A 14,891-nucleotide genomic window follows, 5' to 3' on the forward strand; every position below is an offset into this window, starting at 1 on the left:
ACTGACAATACAAGCAATTTTAAATTTTAAAAAATGACTAAAATTAATACAATGGAAATATCGAAAAGATGGGCATGGATAACCATGCTCCTGGTCGGAATGATCTCAATATCCATCACCTCATGTAATGACGATGAAGGTGATACTAATCCCGATGCAGAAGAGGTAGAAAGTGCCTGGGTTATTGGATACCGTGTGGAAACCCCACAAGGTAGAGTTTACTACCTAGAGGCTCATGAGAACCTCCCTTCTGCGACAAATACAAGTGAAGCGGTTGAGTTAGGTTTAAATAGCCGAATATACTCTTATGGTGAAAACCCTTATACATGGAATGGAGATGCCGCTACAATCACCAAATGGGAAGTAAATAAATCTTCTTTTGAGTTATCAGCTATAGGTATTGTGAGTTTTGCCGGTACCGGAGTATCAGGAAATATTGCTGCACCGGCTTTCATTTCTGAAACACAGGCATATACAACTAACCTAGCTGAAGGTGTGGTAGTCGAATGGAATCCTTCTACCATGGAAATTACAAAAGTTCATAACGTAGATGCCTTCCCTGATTTGGGTTTTGATAATTTATTATTTGAATTCAACAAAGAAGTTACGGATGATGGAAGGATTCTTATTCCAATTGAAACTGGTGAATTAGGCATTTGTTGTGATTACCCTGCGGGAGTCGCCGGGGCAAGAACAGCTATATTTGATCCTACTACATCAACTGTAACTTATAATATAGATAACAGATTAATTGGTTCAGATAATGCTCATTATACTGATCCGGTTACAGGCACCAGATACGCTGTTCCGGTCTGGGGGAATTCTTTAGTACCTGCTTTCTTTAATAACCCGGAAACTTTACCGAACCCACACTCATTACTGAAAGTAAATAATGATGGTTCCTTCGATGCGGGTTATGAATATAATCTTGATGATGTATTGGAAATGACATTGTATTTTGGTACTTCTTTTATTTACGACAACAAAATAGTGTTTACCTATGTCGGCGATGATTATACTTGGGGTAGCTTTGATGATAGATATACTATTTTATATACAGGAAACTTCAAAGCTGCTTTAGTTGATTTAGAAACCAATGAGGTTAAGCCTTTCGATGCTTTTAGTGGTTATACCAGTGCCAGAGCATTCGGAATTATTGATGGAAAACCTTTCATAAATGCAAGCGCCATTGATTCAGATGGGAATCAAACAAGTTATCTATTGCAACAAAATGCTATCGATGATTACACTGAAGTTACTAAACACGTAGGTGGTGGTATCGAACATTTCAACAAGCTTTGGTAAAAGCTTGTCAATTTCATCTATTATAAATTATAAAAGTCCTAGCTCACAATGGTCGTAGTAAGTCGCTTCGGCCATTGTGAGCTAACCTTTGAAACCACAGATGATAATGATGCTATTAATGCTGACCTACGCAGTAATTTTTACCTTTAAAAAATAATGGTCCTCTTACTCCTTCTGATTGCCAGTTACTTATTCTACATGGCTTCCAAATATTTCCCTATTAGTCGCATGAAGCATAAAATAAAATCGGGCAAAAACCAGCTTAAAAGTGTTGCCTCTCTTATGGTATTGGTAGCTTGGTGGTTTTTATACTTGGAATATGAGGCTTTTTCGGCCATTGTTTATTTACTGTTTGCCATCGGTACCCTTATGTCAGCACTTGTAATCACCCTCAAGCTCAGCCCAAAATGGAATTATGTATGGGCGGCTATCGGTATTTTGTTCCTCATTGTTGATTTTATTTAACATGCCGGCAAAAAAAGAGTATTTATCCGGACCCTGGAAGCGGTTTAGCAAGCTTATGGCAGCCATATTCGGTGCCTATATAGCTGCTATGTCGCTACATGTGGCCCTGGCAAAAGTGGCTATGCCGAATGAAACTCCCATTGTCCTGTCAGGTTCCTATACAGGTTTTGTGGTTTGGGTAGGATTAATGGTGATGGTCTATTTTATCAAAAAGGCCTGGCACGCCTGGCTTTTGCTTTTGGCAATTTCATTTTTTTCGGGATTGATTATTTTCTTCTAAAGCATCAAAAATGAAACTCAAAGGACTGGGAGATAAGACTTACAATATGCTGTTCCATACACATACAGTGGCTGGAATTGTGATCAGTTTTGCACTTTTTGTGATATTCTTTGCGGGAGCATTTTCCCTATTCAGACATGAGATCACTCAGTGGGAAAATCCTGAGGCACGCCAAGCTATCAATTCAGATTATGATTATGATAAGGCACTGGCTAAATTGGACAGCGTCTATACTATTGATTGGCACGACAATGCCTCTTTGATCTTTCCCGATGAAAAAAATCCACTGTTTACAGTCTATGCCTATCAGAAAACTGATGACAATTCTTTTCACCGTATTTCTGCGTACATCGCTCCGGATACCTATAGGGTTCAAGACTTGTCGCATCCCCATACAACCGTAGGAGATACGATTTATTACCTTCACTATTTCGGGCAGATACCTGTTGTAGGTCTTTATCTGTCAGGATTGGTTTCCCTGTTCTTTTTCTTTGCGATTGTCAATGGCCTGTTAATCCATTGGAGAAACTTGTTTACCAAATTCTTTGCCTTTTTTACCGAAGGTAAGTGGAGGAACATTTGGACAAATGCACATACGGTACTTGGGGTTTTGGGATTGCCCTTTCAACTGATCTATGCCATTACCGGAGCGTTTTTTGGCCTGCTCACGCTCATCTTGATACCCACCGTATTTTTACTTTATAATGGTGATGTAAGCAAAGTGTACAACAAAGTGTCTCCAGAGGACTCCATCGTAGTGGATGAAAATGCACCAGAATCCCAGAACTTATCAATCAGGGAACTTGCCAAACACGTGAAAGAAGCCTACCCTAACCATCAGATCCGCTATGCAGATATGCGGAATTATGGTAAAGAAGATGCTGTGATTACTTTTCATTTTGATGATTTTGGAGGGTTGATGTCCAACGGTAAGTTCGTCATGTACATGCGCGATGGCAAACTTTTGCCAGAGTACAGCGTCCTGCCCAACGAAAAATCGTACAGCCAGGCTATCATTTCTGTTTTGGGCAAGCTGCACTTTGGAGACTTTGGAGGCATGACCATGAAGGTTATTTATTTTGTCCTTTCCTTGATTACCTGCTTTATGATCATCAGTGGAGTAATGATCTGGCGTACTGCCAGGGACAACAAAAGATATTCTTATAAACAACGGCTTTTTCATCATCGGGTAACCCTAGTGTATTTGGCCATTTGTTTAAGTATGTTTCCCGCATTCGCAGTTATCTTTTTGGCCAACAAGCTTGTTCCAATAGAAATGGCAGACAGGGTAGGGTTAGTCAATACGGTTTTCTTTTTGAGCTGGCTTGTTTTGATTGTTGTTGGTTTGTTCTGGAAGAGTTACTCCAAGCTCAACCGCAACTATCTTGTAATTGGAGGGGTACTCGCTATGCTGGTGCCTGTTGCAAATGGAATTGTTACAGGTGATTGGATGTGGAGCACCTGGAGGACTATCCCTTATGTAGCTTACGTAGATTTATTTTGGCTTATAGTTGGTTTCCTCACCCTTTACATTTCACTCAAAGTACTGATGGTAAAAAACGCATCTGATAAACCAATACATTAATGATAAACCAATACATTAATAATGCGAATCAAGGGTTAAAATATAAGGTTATAAAAGCTGCGGCAATTTTGCTGAAAACATGAACAGGCAATCCTTTAGTAGAGTGTACTTTACCGGCTCTCTGGATGTGGATTTTGGCAATGTGCCAATTAAAGAACGACTCGATGGGTTGTCTTGCAGTAGAAACAGCTTTAGAGAATAAATCATCAGCCGCTTTATTTCTTTTCTTGCACAAGCCTTTTAGTTACTGAAAGCTAAAATTTTACCGCTGACTAGCACCTTCTGGTCTGCTTTGTGAGTTGGAATGTTGTAAGAGGGGCGAATAGAATAAGTAGGTAGATGCGTGCTTTTTAAACCTCCTTGCTTAGTTTTGCGCTGTTATTGATTTATTCCCCCTTGTAAACTTTTCGATAGTGGAGCTGAAGCATGGTTTTTACCTGAAGTCTAAAAATGAACAGGTGTGGATTCAGGTAAGAATAGGATTAACTGCTTTACTGGTTCTCCTGTTGGTTTTTCTTGGTTGCTGGAAATCCGGCTTTTTTCTTCCCTTGATTATAGGCATTCCACTTATCCTATCGCTTGTAGCTCCCTTTTTTGATGTGCCTGCGCTAAAAAAGAGCGGGGATTTGATTTATTATTCTCCTTTATTTCTGGCAGAAAAGCAAAAGAAGGGGTTAATCACCGTCCATGGGGGTACCCTGTTTGATTATGTTTTTGTGCTAGACAGGAGCCTTAATGGAAGGCAGCGAAGTAATTTGATTATGGAGCAATACCTTGAAGGATTGGTCAACCTGATTGATCATCTTCAACGTGTGAACTCTGAGAACCTTACCATCCGGGGCACCAGCTATATCCTGAATAAGAGAACGGTAAAGAAAATCGGCTTTCAGGTAGTTCAGACTGATTTTTTGCAAAGATGTATGTTGCTATACAATTACTTCAACCTTGTGGTTGCCAATTCCCTGGCAAAAGGTAAACTGACTTTTCCAAAGCTGGGGCAAACCAAAACCTTTGAGACCAAACTCTATGATCTGATGGAAAGGAGAGATTTTATCAAAAGCTTGAATGAGAAATTGAAGCAAAGACAAGTACTTTAGCAGCCTATCAAGCCCGATTTCATTAGCTCCTAAGTAACAAAATTGAACTTTGGTAATGTGGATTCTGGGTAAGGAATTATTTGCAAACCCTTTATTGTTTTGGCTTAAACTTCATCAAACATCCTCATTGCAAGCAGTCCATTTCCCACAGCCCCGCCTGCACGGATAGCGGATGTAATGAACACGGTTTCGGCAATTTCCTCTTTGGTGGCGCCTGCTTTTTTAGCGTTTTGGATATGCGATTCCATACAATAGGCACATTGGGTAGTCAGTGCCACGGCTATAGACATCAATTCCCGGTATTTGACGGGAATTACTCCATCGCCTCGCTCTGCCGTATGCTTTAGATTCATAAAAGCTGCTGATTCCTTAGGGGCAGCATCAAGTAATTGCTTTGTGTATTTTCGGTCTTTCGGATTTTGGTATTCTTTCACTGGACTGGCGTTTATTGGTATGAATAAAAGCGAAGTATAGAGAAAATATTGGCAAATAGCCACATTTACCAGCTTAGATTGCTCAACTTGACCTTGGATGCTAAAGGGAATCATCCCGTTTTTAATAGATGTCATTTAGCCAGTCGAGAGATTTATCTGGTTACCGGCATCATAAGGCACTTTTGATACACTGGTTATCCTTATTAGGTTTGTAAGAATTAAAATTACCGAACAATGGATTATTCTTTTTTGATCAAAAAATGCAACAAGCTCAGTGATTTTTCTGAACCTATTTTAAGCAATATCATGTATTATTCAGCTGATCGAAACAAGCTGAGCCAGCGTTTTGACCTGTTGGCCAAAAGACATAGATGGTTTGTTGAAGTTCAAAAATGCTGCGGTGTGATTATGGTGGACCAAATGGCATAGTTCATGAATAATCACATATCCGATACTTCCTTTAGGTGCCTTGATTAATTCAGGGCATTTTCTCGGAATGCCAATCCTGCTTCAAGCAGTTTCGCACCTGGCAAAGAGCCGCAAGGCTGGTCAACGGAGTGCTTTCCTGTATGGGGCGTTCCACCATTACCGGGTGGCTGACCGCAAGCGGTGATCAGTTTAAGGATTGGTCGGCCGCCTATCGCCTTTTTAAAGGGGACAGGATGGATGTTGCCGGGATTTTCGGTGTCATCCGAAGGAAAGTTGTTGCATTGGCTGATCCGGCACAGCGGTATGTTTTTGCCCACATGGATGACACCCTGTTACGAAAAAAAGGAAGAAACGTGTTCGGTGCCAGGTGGCTCAGGGATGCACTTGGCCCACCTTTCCGGACCAATCTGGTTTTTGGGCAGCGGTTCATACAGCTTTCATTATCCTGTTTTTCAAAGATGGGTCCGGTACAGGCCCGGGCTATCCCCGTTGACCTACATCATTGCCCCAGTGTGAAAAAGCCCGGTAAAGCAGCAGGAGAACAGGATTGGCAACTGTTCCGTGAAACCCAAAAAAAAGCCAAGCTCAGCGTCATCGGTGCCCAACGGATCAGGCTCCTGCGTGAAAATCTCGATCAGGACGGCTTTACCGACAAGGAGCTGGTGGTCAGCGTGGACGGGAGCTATACCAACGAAGCGGTTCTGAAAAAAACTCCCCGCCAATACCATCCTGATCGGCAGAATCCGGAAAGACTGTAGCCTCTATCTGCCTCTCGAGCCACCCAAGCACGGAAAAGGACGAAAAAAAGTCTACGGAGAACCGCTTCCGACTCCCGAACAGATCCGCCGGTCGGATGACTATTCCCGGATAAAGGTCCGGGCATGGGCAGCTGGAAAAGTCCACGGGTTCCAGCTTAAAGTCATCCCGGCTGTCCGCTGGAGAAAGGCCGGGAACAAAGATTTGCCTATTTGAATCCTGAGATGGTCTTCTTTTACTTGTCTGGAGTTTATGCAGATAGTACGGAAAAGGGAAGAATAATGTGGGCAAGGATAAAAGGCAAAACAGAGAACGCATTAAATGAGCTTAATTTTAAAGCTGCTTACAGCTTTCGGCCAGGTTTTATTATTCCGATGAAAGCACAGAAAAATGTGAGGTTGATTTATAAAGGACTTAAGCTTATTTATCCTTTTGTTTTTCCAAATAAAATCCTGACTTATGATGAAATAGGAATTGCATTAGTTCGAATACTGACACTTGGATACAGCGCAACTAGTTTAGAAATAGAAGATTTAAAATTAATTGCCAAACTGGCTGAGCTGGAGGAATAAAATTTAGGTGATAGTCATCACGTGAAATTTAAAATAGATGACTTAGGATTCAGGATAGCAAGGAGCCTGAACCAACAATACAACAGCTAATCGTGTAGACGGCCCCGCTAATTTATAAGTTCACTGGGCGCGCCTTCGCCACCGCATACAGGTCTCCCACCACCGTGTCCTGATGCCTCGTGCCAGGTTAACCGAAAGAATAACACGAAAAGACCACTCAACAATCCCCATTCTCAACATCCTTTAATGAGGAGACTAAGAAATTTCGGACTTGCTTCAGCTCACGGATTTTTGTATCTACATCACGGATTTTATTTTGTACTATTTCAATCTTCTCACTTGCCGACAGTTTATTGCTAAACCAATCATTCAGTGATTTTTTTATTTCTGACAAAGTGAACCCAGCTTTTTTAGCCTGGACTATCCATTCGACTTTTTCGGCAACAAGCTCATCATACTGTTTGTAATTATTGGATTTGACAGAATCATCCGACATGCCTGTTATCAATCCATAATTTTCATAGTAGCGTAGCGTATGGATGGAAACCCCTGTTAGCTTTGACAATTCATTAATTAACATCGCTCAGTTATATTGTTGAGAATATATTTATACCATAGAGTGTACTCTATACTTGTAGGTTGCAAACTTACAACGTATTCTTGCACCTTAAAATATACCTTCGAAAAAATGATGCAATCAGGGAACAAAACTGAGACCCTGCAAAACGGGATTATTGTAGTCACAGGCACCTCTACAGGTATTGGCAATGCCACTGCAAAAGAACTTGCAAGCCGTGGTTTTTATGTTCTTGCAGGTATAAGGCGTGAAATTGATGCCGATGCTGTTTGTGGTAAAAATATAGAACCCGTCATATTAGATATTACCAATGAAGCACACATCGCCAATCTTGTCAGACGCATTAAAGAAGACCCTGAAAAACGTCCGCTTCGTGCATTGGTAAATAACGCTGCAATTGAAATAAATGCTCCCTTGGAAGTATTACATCTTTCTGAATGGCGCAGACAGTTTGAGGTAAACGTATTTGGGCAAGTCGCCATGATACAGGCACTATTGCCCGAACTTTTTGAAAGCCGTGGAACTATCGTCAACATTAGTTCTATTGGCGGTAAAGCTGCGATGGCTGGCTATGGACCTTATGCAAGTACAAAATTTGCCTTAGAAGGATTAAGCGATGCTTTGCACAGAGAACTTGAGCCCTTTGGCGTAAGAGTTATTGTGATTGAACCAGGCGGTGTGGTGTCGCCCATGAGTGCACAAGTACGTATAAAGGCGGAGAAAATTACCCATGAAATGACACCTGAACACCGCAGCAGATACGGTGGACTGATGCATGCAATGGTATCTTTAGCTGAAAGTTATATTAAAGATGCAGTACCTGCCGAAAAAGCAGGGCAAATCATAGCAGACACCCTTCTAACGAAGCGACCACGTGCACGCTACACAATTGGACGGGATGCCGCTATGGTTAGATTTTTAAATTGGACTTTGCCCGACAGAGTGCTTGATAAAATTTTATCCCGAAGTACTCAGGCACATTACCCCAAATGAATAGAATCAAGAAATTTTTAAAAAGAATAATGACGGTGTTTTTAAGTATAGTTTTACTATTGGTACTAATAACTGTTGGTTACATACAACATCCCAAATTTGGAAAATCTTCAGGAGGAAGGCGGCTTGAACAGATACGCCAATCCCCGAACTTTAAGAATGGAAAATTTCAGAATATCCATTTTACTCCGTATGTTACCGAAGGATATTCTCTGACAAGCGTAGCCTATGACTTCGCTTTTACAAAGTTTTCACGAACAAATCCAACCGATACTATCCCTTCCATAAAGACTGATTTAAAAACTATACCGATTACTGAAAATGTATTGGTGTGGTTCGGGCATTCATCGTATTTTATCCAGCTTAACGGAATACGATTTTTAATTGACCCTGTGTTTAGCGGGAATGCTTCCCCTATACCTTATTCAAATAAATCATTTTTAGGAACCGATATTTATTCGGTTGATGATATGCCCGAAATTGATTATTTACTCATCACCCACGATCATTATGACCATTTGGATTATGAAACTATACTGAAATTGAAGTCTAAAATCAAGCATATAGTCTGTGGTCTGGGGGTTGGTTCTCATTTTGAGCATTGGAAATTTGACACTTCAAAAATCATTGAAAAAGATTGGAATGACAAAGTAGTAATTGATGATACTATAACCTTACATACAGCTACTGCCCGTCATTTTTCAGGCCGTGGATTTACTAGGAGCAATACACTTTGGCTTTCTTATGTTTTAGAAACACCCGGTTTCAAAATGTATCTTGGTGGTGATAGTGGTTACGATACATACTTTGCAGAATTAGGAGAAAAATTTGGCGGCTTTGACTTGGCAATACTTGATAATGGACAATACAACACAGCCTGGCAAGAATTACACATGTTGCCCGAAGAAGTGTTAAAAGCAACGCAAGACCTAAAATCAAAACGACTATTTCCCGTTCATTCCTCTAAGTTCAAATTGGCTTTTCACCCTTGGGACGAACCCCTAATTCACTTAACAGAGCACAATGAAAACAAATACCATTTTCCTTTGGTGACACCTAGGATTGGAGAAATAGTTTATCTGGATCATACCTCACAAGAGTTTGAGCAATGGTGGTTAGGATTGGACTAAAACTGCCAGACTCTAACAACTATGCTTCTGTGCGACTTGCAAAGCCAAGCATGAAACCGGAGGGTCCGGTGAGGCATTTAAGGGTATTAGGGCCGTTTTTAAATGATTATGAAATATCTGGCCAATACAAACTTGAAAAGAGTATCATTGCAGGACAAGGCATCAAGAAATCTTCCAGAGGAAGGTTTTAGCCTTGGGCCAGCTTGTAGGAGGACTGAGCGTTTAGGATTAGTCCGGTGGACTAATCTAGCGAAGGGCCAGCTTGTAGGAGGACTGAGCGTTTAGGATTAGTCCGGTGGACTAATCTAGCGAAGGGCCAGCTTGTAGGGCAGACAAACTTCACTCTGTCTCCACGAGCGTTTTGACTACACCTAGAGGAGGAAAAACGGCAAGATTAATAGTGACCATGGACACGTCTAAATGGTATGGTTAATGAACAGAATTGCAGGACACAACGCCATGAAAACTGGTGTCTTGGAATTTTGTGGCATAAAACCAGTTAAAATTTCTGCCTCTGCCCCTGTGAAATCATCAGATGATTTGAAAAGAAAAAAGTGGCTTGATGAAGTTGAAGCTTAAGGGAAAAATCAAAATTAATTTTAAAGTATGAAGCCAGCAACTGCAAGAGCTATTTTTATTTTCTTATTACTATTTCTAGGCGTAGGTGCCTTAGGTGGTGGTGCATTGCTCATCATCTCTCCATCAGGAGAATTATTAGGTGGTTTGCCCTTATCAATTTTAGACCAATCACCTTTCAATGACTTTCTAATACCTGGCATTATTCTGTTTTTGATTTTAGGGATTTCCCCATGTCTTTTGGCGGTAGCTTTAATTAAAAAGCCTTCAAACAGATTTGCTGAATATTTCAACTTCTTTAGAGATATGTATTGGGGTTGGTCATTCAGTATTTACATAGCTTTCGCACTAATTATTTGGATACAAGTTGAAACAATTTACATACAGGGCACAAGCTGGCTACAAACTTTCTACATGTTATACGCCATACCTATCATTTTCGTGGCACTGTTGCCCCAGATCAGAACACTTTACAAAAAATGAATATTATGGTAATTGTATTTTCAATACTCGGACTTATATTAGTCGTCTTAATCATTGGCAAAATAAACTTATCCATAAAATTTCGTAAACAAGTGAAAGAACTTTTTTATTTATCAAAAAGTATATCTCAACAACAATTTCACAAAAGCCAAATAGACGGTTTGCCAGAACCGGTGCAAAGATATTTTAATTACATTTTAACGGATGGACAACCTTTGAAGTTCTTTGGAGATTGGAAAAGGGCGATTTCAGTTATGCAAAATTTTACATCACCGAAATTGAGTATGACAATCCTGTAATAAGCTGAACGAATACCTATCAAGACCTTGTGTTATTTCCTTATGGATATTCTTTCCGTGACGGAAGCCGTACCTGTAACCTTCGAGCGTGAGTTCATAGTTGGCCAAGAGTAGTCAAATACGGCGGAAGTACAGTTGATCTTATCAGTTTGGATTGTATTACGATATGGTTGCTGATTGTTGTCTTCTGTCCATATGATTAAGATCATGGATAATGCATCTAAATCATTGTACCCTTGTATGTGACATTACTATAAAATCTACAAGGGTAAGAAAAACAAAAAATGGAAAGCTTAGAACAAGAAGTAGCAGTGGCCATGCCTCGCATAGGAGATAAGGCTCCTGAATTTAAAGCCATCACCACACAGGGAGAAATCAATTTTCCTGCAGACTATAAAGGTAAATGGGTAATTCTTTTCAGTCATCCTGCAGATTTTACGCCTGTTTGTACCTCAGAGTTTATGACGTTTGCCAAACTAGAGCCGGGATTTTCAGCGTTGAACTGTCAATTGGTAGGTTTGTCCATAGATGGCTTATACAGCCATATTGCCTGGCTCAGGACCATTAAAGACAAAATTGAATTCAAAGGCATGAAAAACATGGAAGTCAAATTTCCATTGATTGAAGATATTAGCATGTCGGTGGCGAAAAAATATGGAATGATACAACCGGGAGAGAGCTCCACTAAAGCAGTCCGTGCAGTCTTCTATATCGATCCAAAAGGAATGATCCGTGCCATTATTTATTACCCACTATCAATGGGTAGAAATTTTGATGAATTAAAAAGAGCGCTTATCGCTATGCAAACGGCCGATGCCTACAACATTGCAACACCTGCCGATTGGCAACCGGGTGATGATGTGATCGTGCCAACTGCAGGCTCTTGTGGCGTTGCCAATGATAGAATGGAGACCAAAGAAGAGGGCATTACCTGCACTGATTGGTTTTTCTGTACCAAAAAGCTCTCTTTGGAGCAAGTTAATAATCCACCTCATAGCAATTAGGGACAAACCATGGAACCCCACTTTTATAATGTAGATATCAATTGGGAAAACAGTCGCAAAGGCATTGTCTGTTCTCCAGAATTGAACAGGAAAAACGGGCTCTGCATCGAAGTAGCCACCCCACCGGAATTCCCAAAAGGTATGGAAGGAATTTGGTCTCCGGAGCACCTGTTTGTAGCTGCGGTAAGCGGTTGCTTAATGACTACCTTTTTAGCCATTGCGGAAAATTCAACACTGGAGTTTGCAAGCTTTAGCTGTAAGGCAAAAGGAAAATTAGAAACCGTGGAAGGAGTTTTGATGATGAGTGAAATCCTGCTAAAACCTACTGTGGTTATCCACAGCGAACAGTATAGGGACAAGGCAACACGAATTATAAAAAAGGCGGAAAACGCTTGTTTGATTACCCATTCGATTAAGTCAAAAATCACAATGGAAATAACTGTTGAGGTAGCTCCTCATTTAATTGAATACAAATAAAAACTACATGTATTCATCCACTGCCTCGATTTTGCCGGACTATCCCCAGCAAGATAAAGTGAAATAGTTGAATCATTACAAAACATTTGAGAGATATTACTACTGTATTAAAGTAGAATTATGCCAAGACCAACAGACAAAAAGGACTTATTGACACTGAGTCAAAAGAATTTTAAAGACCTGAACGATTTTGTTGATTCTTTCACGGAAGAAGACAAAAACAAAGAATTTCCCAAAGGAACAATGAACCGAAATTTTAGGGATGTTCTCGCTCACTTATATCATTGGCATTTAATGACGATAGCGTGGTACACTATTGGAATGAAAGGTCATAAACCTGAGATGCCTGCAAAAGGGTACACCTGGAAAACAACTCCTGAGTTAAACAGAAAGATTTGGGAAACATACAGGACAACGGAATTGAAAAAAGTCAGAAAATCACTTGATAAATCCTTTAATGATGTTCAAGGAATTATTAATAATCATTCCAATGAGGAACTTTTTCAAAAGAAAAAATACAAATGGACAGGAACAACTTCATTAGGAGCTTATTTGGTTTCTGCTACTTCCAGTCATTACGATTGGGCGTTAAAACTTATGAAGAAAGCCATGAAGTAAAACTACCGCTAACAACTAGGTTTTCTTTTCGCGACAAGCACGAACAATGAAACAGTCTTCAAAGGAAACTAAAGTGTATCTTTCTGGTTCATTTGCTATAGCTTATTCGGGCATTGGAAATTGGTTCAGCCTTAAGTACTTTTAGTACAAAGCGATTTACAAACATGAAGAGTTCCCGCAGTGGTGGGACAGGCTGTGTGAGGTGAGAGTCTCATGCACGGCCTGTCCCGTTTTACGGGAGTTCTGTGGGAAGGTGAGGGTGAAATTCCCTTGCCTGATCCGATTAGCAGTCAGGCTAAACCAAAACTCAGAAGGACAAGATGACACTGAATTTGACAATAATTATAGTGGGATTTGTCGGGATAATTTTTCCGACATTTATTCTGATGACTTATCAAAAAGTAAATGCGAAGATAAATCAAGACGAAAAATATCGCTTGACCGATTACAAACAAACCCTACTCATATTTTGGAGTTTGACATTATTGATTTTAATCGATTATTTCGTTTACCAACAACCGACACTGAATTTTCATCCAAAATTTTCCTTAGTAAGCATTGGGCTGACAATTTTAGTTATGGCTTTTGCCCTTTTTCAATATACGACAACAAAAGTTTCGGCAAACAGCGCATACGTAGTTAAAGAAAAGCTGAAAGACGTTTATCATTATTTGCCGAAAAGCAACAAAGAACTAAACTGGTTTTTGTTTCTTTCTATTAGTGCAGGAATTTGTGAGGAAATGATGTTTCGTCTATTTCTTTTTGAGTTTCTAAAAGAAAACACAAATCTGGTAATTGCTTTCGTGCTGACAAACATAATTTTTGCGATAACACATATTGGAAGTGGGAAAAATAACCTAATCAGTTCATTTATCTTAGGTTTGTTGTTTTCCGCTATTTACTATATCACTGATAACATTTGGATAGCAATTATTTTGCATAGTTCAATTGACATAAATGCTGGAATTTTAGGTTATAGAATAAACAGGACGACAACCAATGAGAATTTATCAAGTCCGAACCACTAACACGGGTAACCGTTGCACAACCTCCTTTTAACTTCTTGATTTTTCGGATTCCGATTTAGGGAGTGTGTGATATTTGCTTAGTGGGCTGTGGTAGTGGGAAAAATTTCACTCGGATTTTTCTCCTGAAATCCAATAGAAAGAACCGATAAGTCGGATTAAGCCAGCGGTATTACTTCATAGCTAAGCAAAAGGCCCCATACCCCTCACCGCATCTAGATCCGGAACAAGACCCTATGCCCCACTTCTACTTAGAGCTGTACATGGGCGTAGTGAGATGCAGCTAATTCTGCTACTTAACCAAAAAACACTGCACTTCCTTTACAAAACACCATGCTTCCCTCACATTTTTTTTCATTTTCTTAAAATATAGGCAGGTCATAGGATAGATTCTTCGATTTTTTCACTTTTCTCGTAATAACCTTTTAGTAGAGAACTACTTCGCCAACTTTTATCATCCTTCCGGGCTTAAATCCCGAGAACCTTTCAATCTAGTGGAAGCACTAGCTTCAAAAACACTATCTTATGATCGCCTTCTCCTTAAGGAGGATGGGATGAGGTCAAGAAAGCCAATTGAAAATTGGTTATGATATTAGGGTGGAATTACAAATCCCACCCAGTGCCACGAGCAATGTGACTACGCCTAGAGGGGAATTTTGCCACATCCAGATGTGACCCTTTATAAATGATGGTGGGAGCATCATACTCGGTGACATCTGAATACAATACCAGCAGCAACAATGCACGGCCTTTGGAGTTGATGTTGCTTCGCCACTCCATGTAATT

Annotated in this window: 19 protein-coding genes; 15 read left to right on the forward strand and 4 right to left on the reverse strand. The window is 40.1% G+C overall.

The window, feature by feature from the left end; translation table 11 throughout:
• Nucleotides 1–33: 33 nt before the first annotated feature.
• From ID165_RS02185 to ID165_RS02205, 5 genes are all read left to right on the forward strand, one after another.
• Nucleotides 34–1,305, forward strand: coding sequence for a hypothetical protein (locus ID165_RS02185; RefSeq protein WP_192348769.1), 1,272 nt, complete (start codon nucleotides 34–36; stop codon nucleotides 1,303–1,305).
• 228 nt (nucleotides 1,306–1,533) lie between these two features.
• Nucleotides 1,534–1,770, forward strand: a complete 237-nt coding sequence (locus ID165_RS02190; RefSeq protein WP_192348770.1) for a hypothetical protein — start codon at nucleotides 1,534–1,536, stop codon at nucleotides 1,768–1,770.
• A 55-nt stretch (nucleotides 1,771–1,825) separates the two neighbouring features.
• Nucleotides 1,826–2,050 carry a hypothetical protein gene (locus ID165_RS02195; RefSeq protein ID WP_192348771.1) on the forward strand — a complete coding sequence of 75 codons (225 nt, stop codon included), beginning with the start codon at nucleotides 1,826–1,828 and terminating at the stop codon, nucleotides 2,048–2,050.
• A gap of 10 nt (nucleotides 2,051–2,060) precedes the next feature.
• Nucleotides 2,061–3,635 (forward strand): PepSY domain-containing protein, encoded by a 1,575-nt coding sequence (locus ID165_RS02200; protein WP_192348772.1) that lies wholly within the window; start codon nucleotides 2,061–2,063, stop codon nucleotides 3,633–3,635.
• Between the two features lie 413 nt (nucleotides 3,636–4,048).
• Nucleotides 4,049–4,732, forward strand: coding sequence for a hypothetical protein (locus ID165_RS02205; protein WP_225586950.1), 684 nt, complete (start codon nucleotides 4,049–4,051; stop codon nucleotides 4,730–4,732).
• A gap of 104 nt (nucleotides 4,733–4,836) precedes the next feature.
• Here ID165_RS02205 and ID165_RS02210 read toward each other — a convergent pair whose 3' ends face one another.
• Together ID165_RS02210 and ID165_RS27015 are read right to left on the reverse strand one after the other, a co-directional pair.
• Nucleotides 4,837–5,301, reverse strand: coding sequence for a carboxymuconolactone decarboxylase family protein (locus ID165_RS02210; RefSeq protein WP_225586951.1), 465 nt, complete (start codon nucleotides 5,299–5,301; stop codon nucleotides 4,837–4,839).
• A 180-nt stretch (nucleotides 5,302–5,481) separates the two neighbouring features.
• Nucleotides 5,482–5,610, reverse strand: a complete 129-nt coding sequence (locus ID165_RS27015) for a YgjP-like metallopeptidase domain-containing protein (protein ID WP_370539728.1) — start codon at nucleotides 5,608–5,610, stop codon at nucleotides 5,482–5,484.
• 113 nt (nucleotides 5,611–5,723) lie between these two features.
• Between ID165_RS27015 and ID165_RS02225 the strand changes: the two genes are divergently transcribed.
• Both ID165_RS02225 and ID165_RS02230 read left to right on the forward strand, forming a co-directional pair.
• The gene (locus ID165_RS02225; RefSeq protein ID WP_255505127.1) at nucleotides 5,724–6,353 is read left to right on the forward strand and encodes a transposase; all 630 of its coding nucleotides are present in this window, start codon (nucleotides 5,724–5,726) and stop codon (nucleotides 6,351–6,353) included.
• A 210-nt stretch (nucleotides 6,354–6,563) separates the two neighbouring features.
• Complete coding sequence (locus ID165_RS02230; protein ID WP_192348774.1) at nucleotides 6,564–6,923, forward strand: hypothetical protein; 360 nt, start codon at nucleotides 6,564–6,566, stop codon at nucleotides 6,921–6,923.
• Nucleotides 6,924–7,140: 217 nt separating this feature from the next.
• Here the strand turns inward: ID165_RS02230 and ID165_RS02235 are convergent, their stop codons facing one another.
• On the reverse strand, nucleotides 7,141–7,488 hold the full coding sequence (locus ID165_RS02235; protein ID WP_255505128.1) for a MerR family DNA-binding protein: 348 nt from the start codon (nucleotides 7,486–7,488) through the stop codon (nucleotides 7,141–7,143).
• Nucleotides 7,489–7,611: 123 nt separating this feature from the next.
• Here ID165_RS02235 and ID165_RS02240 point away from each other — a divergent pair, with 123 nt between their 5' ends.
• From ID165_RS02240 to ID165_RS02275, 8 genes are all read left to right on the forward strand, one after another.
• Complete coding sequence (locus ID165_RS02240) at nucleotides 7,612–8,493, forward strand: SDR family NAD(P)-dependent oxidoreductase (protein WP_225586952.1); 882 nt, start codon at nucleotides 7,612–7,614, stop codon at nucleotides 8,491–8,493.
• Entirely contained in the window at nucleotides 8,490–9,623 is a 1,134-nt protein-coding gene (locus tag ID165_RS02245) for an MBL fold metallo-hydrolase (protein ID WP_225586953.1), read from the forward strand. The genes ID165_RS02240 and ID165_RS02245 overlap by 4 nt, the downstream gene beginning before the upstream one ends.
• Nucleotides 9,624–10,055: 432 nt before the next feature.
• The gene (locus ID165_RS02250) at nucleotides 10,056–10,202 is read left to right on the forward strand and encodes a hypothetical protein (RefSeq protein WP_192348776.1); all 147 of its coding nucleotides are present in this window, start codon (nucleotides 10,056–10,058) and stop codon (nucleotides 10,200–10,202) included.
• 27 nt (nucleotides 10,203–10,229) lie between these two features.
• Nucleotides 10,230–10,682 (forward strand): hypothetical protein, encoded by a 453-nt coding sequence (locus tag ID165_RS02255; RefSeq protein WP_192348777.1) that lies wholly within the window; start codon nucleotides 10,230–10,232, stop codon nucleotides 10,680–10,682.
• Between the two features lie 583 nt (nucleotides 10,683–11,265).
• Nucleotides 11,266–11,985, forward strand: coding sequence for a peroxiredoxin (locus tag ID165_RS02260; RefSeq protein ID WP_192348778.1), 720 nt, complete (start codon nucleotides 11,266–11,268; stop codon nucleotides 11,983–11,985).
• Between the two features lie 9 nt (nucleotides 11,986–11,994).
• Entirely contained in the window at nucleotides 11,995–12,462 is a 468-nt protein-coding gene (locus ID165_RS02265) for an OsmC family protein (protein ID WP_192348779.1), read from the forward strand.
• A 120-nt stretch (nucleotides 12,463–12,582) separates the two neighbouring features.
• Nucleotides 12,583–13,080 (forward strand): ClbS/DfsB family four-helix bundle protein, encoded by a 498-nt coding sequence (locus ID165_RS02270; protein ID WP_192348780.1) that lies wholly within the window; start codon nucleotides 12,583–12,585, stop codon nucleotides 13,078–13,080.
• 320 nt (nucleotides 13,081–13,400) lie between these two features.
• A complete protein-coding gene (locus tag ID165_RS02275) occupies nucleotides 13,401–14,108 on the forward strand; it encodes a CPBP family intramembrane glutamic endopeptidase (protein ID WP_192348781.1) in 708 nt (235 codons plus the stop codon).
• Between the two features lie 600 nt (nucleotides 14,109–14,708).
• Here ID165_RS02275 and ID165_RS02280 read toward each other — a convergent pair.
• A complete protein-coding gene (locus ID165_RS02280) occupies nucleotides 14,709–14,885 on the reverse strand; it encodes a hypothetical protein (protein WP_225586954.1) in 177 nt (58 codons plus the stop codon).
• Nucleotides 14,886–14,891: the final 6 nt, after the last annotated feature.

The organism is Algoriphagus sp. Y33 (genome assembly GCF_014838715.1).
Taxonomy (GTDB): Bacteria; Bacteroidota; Bacteroidia; order Cytophagales; family Cyclobacteriaceae; genus Algoriphagus.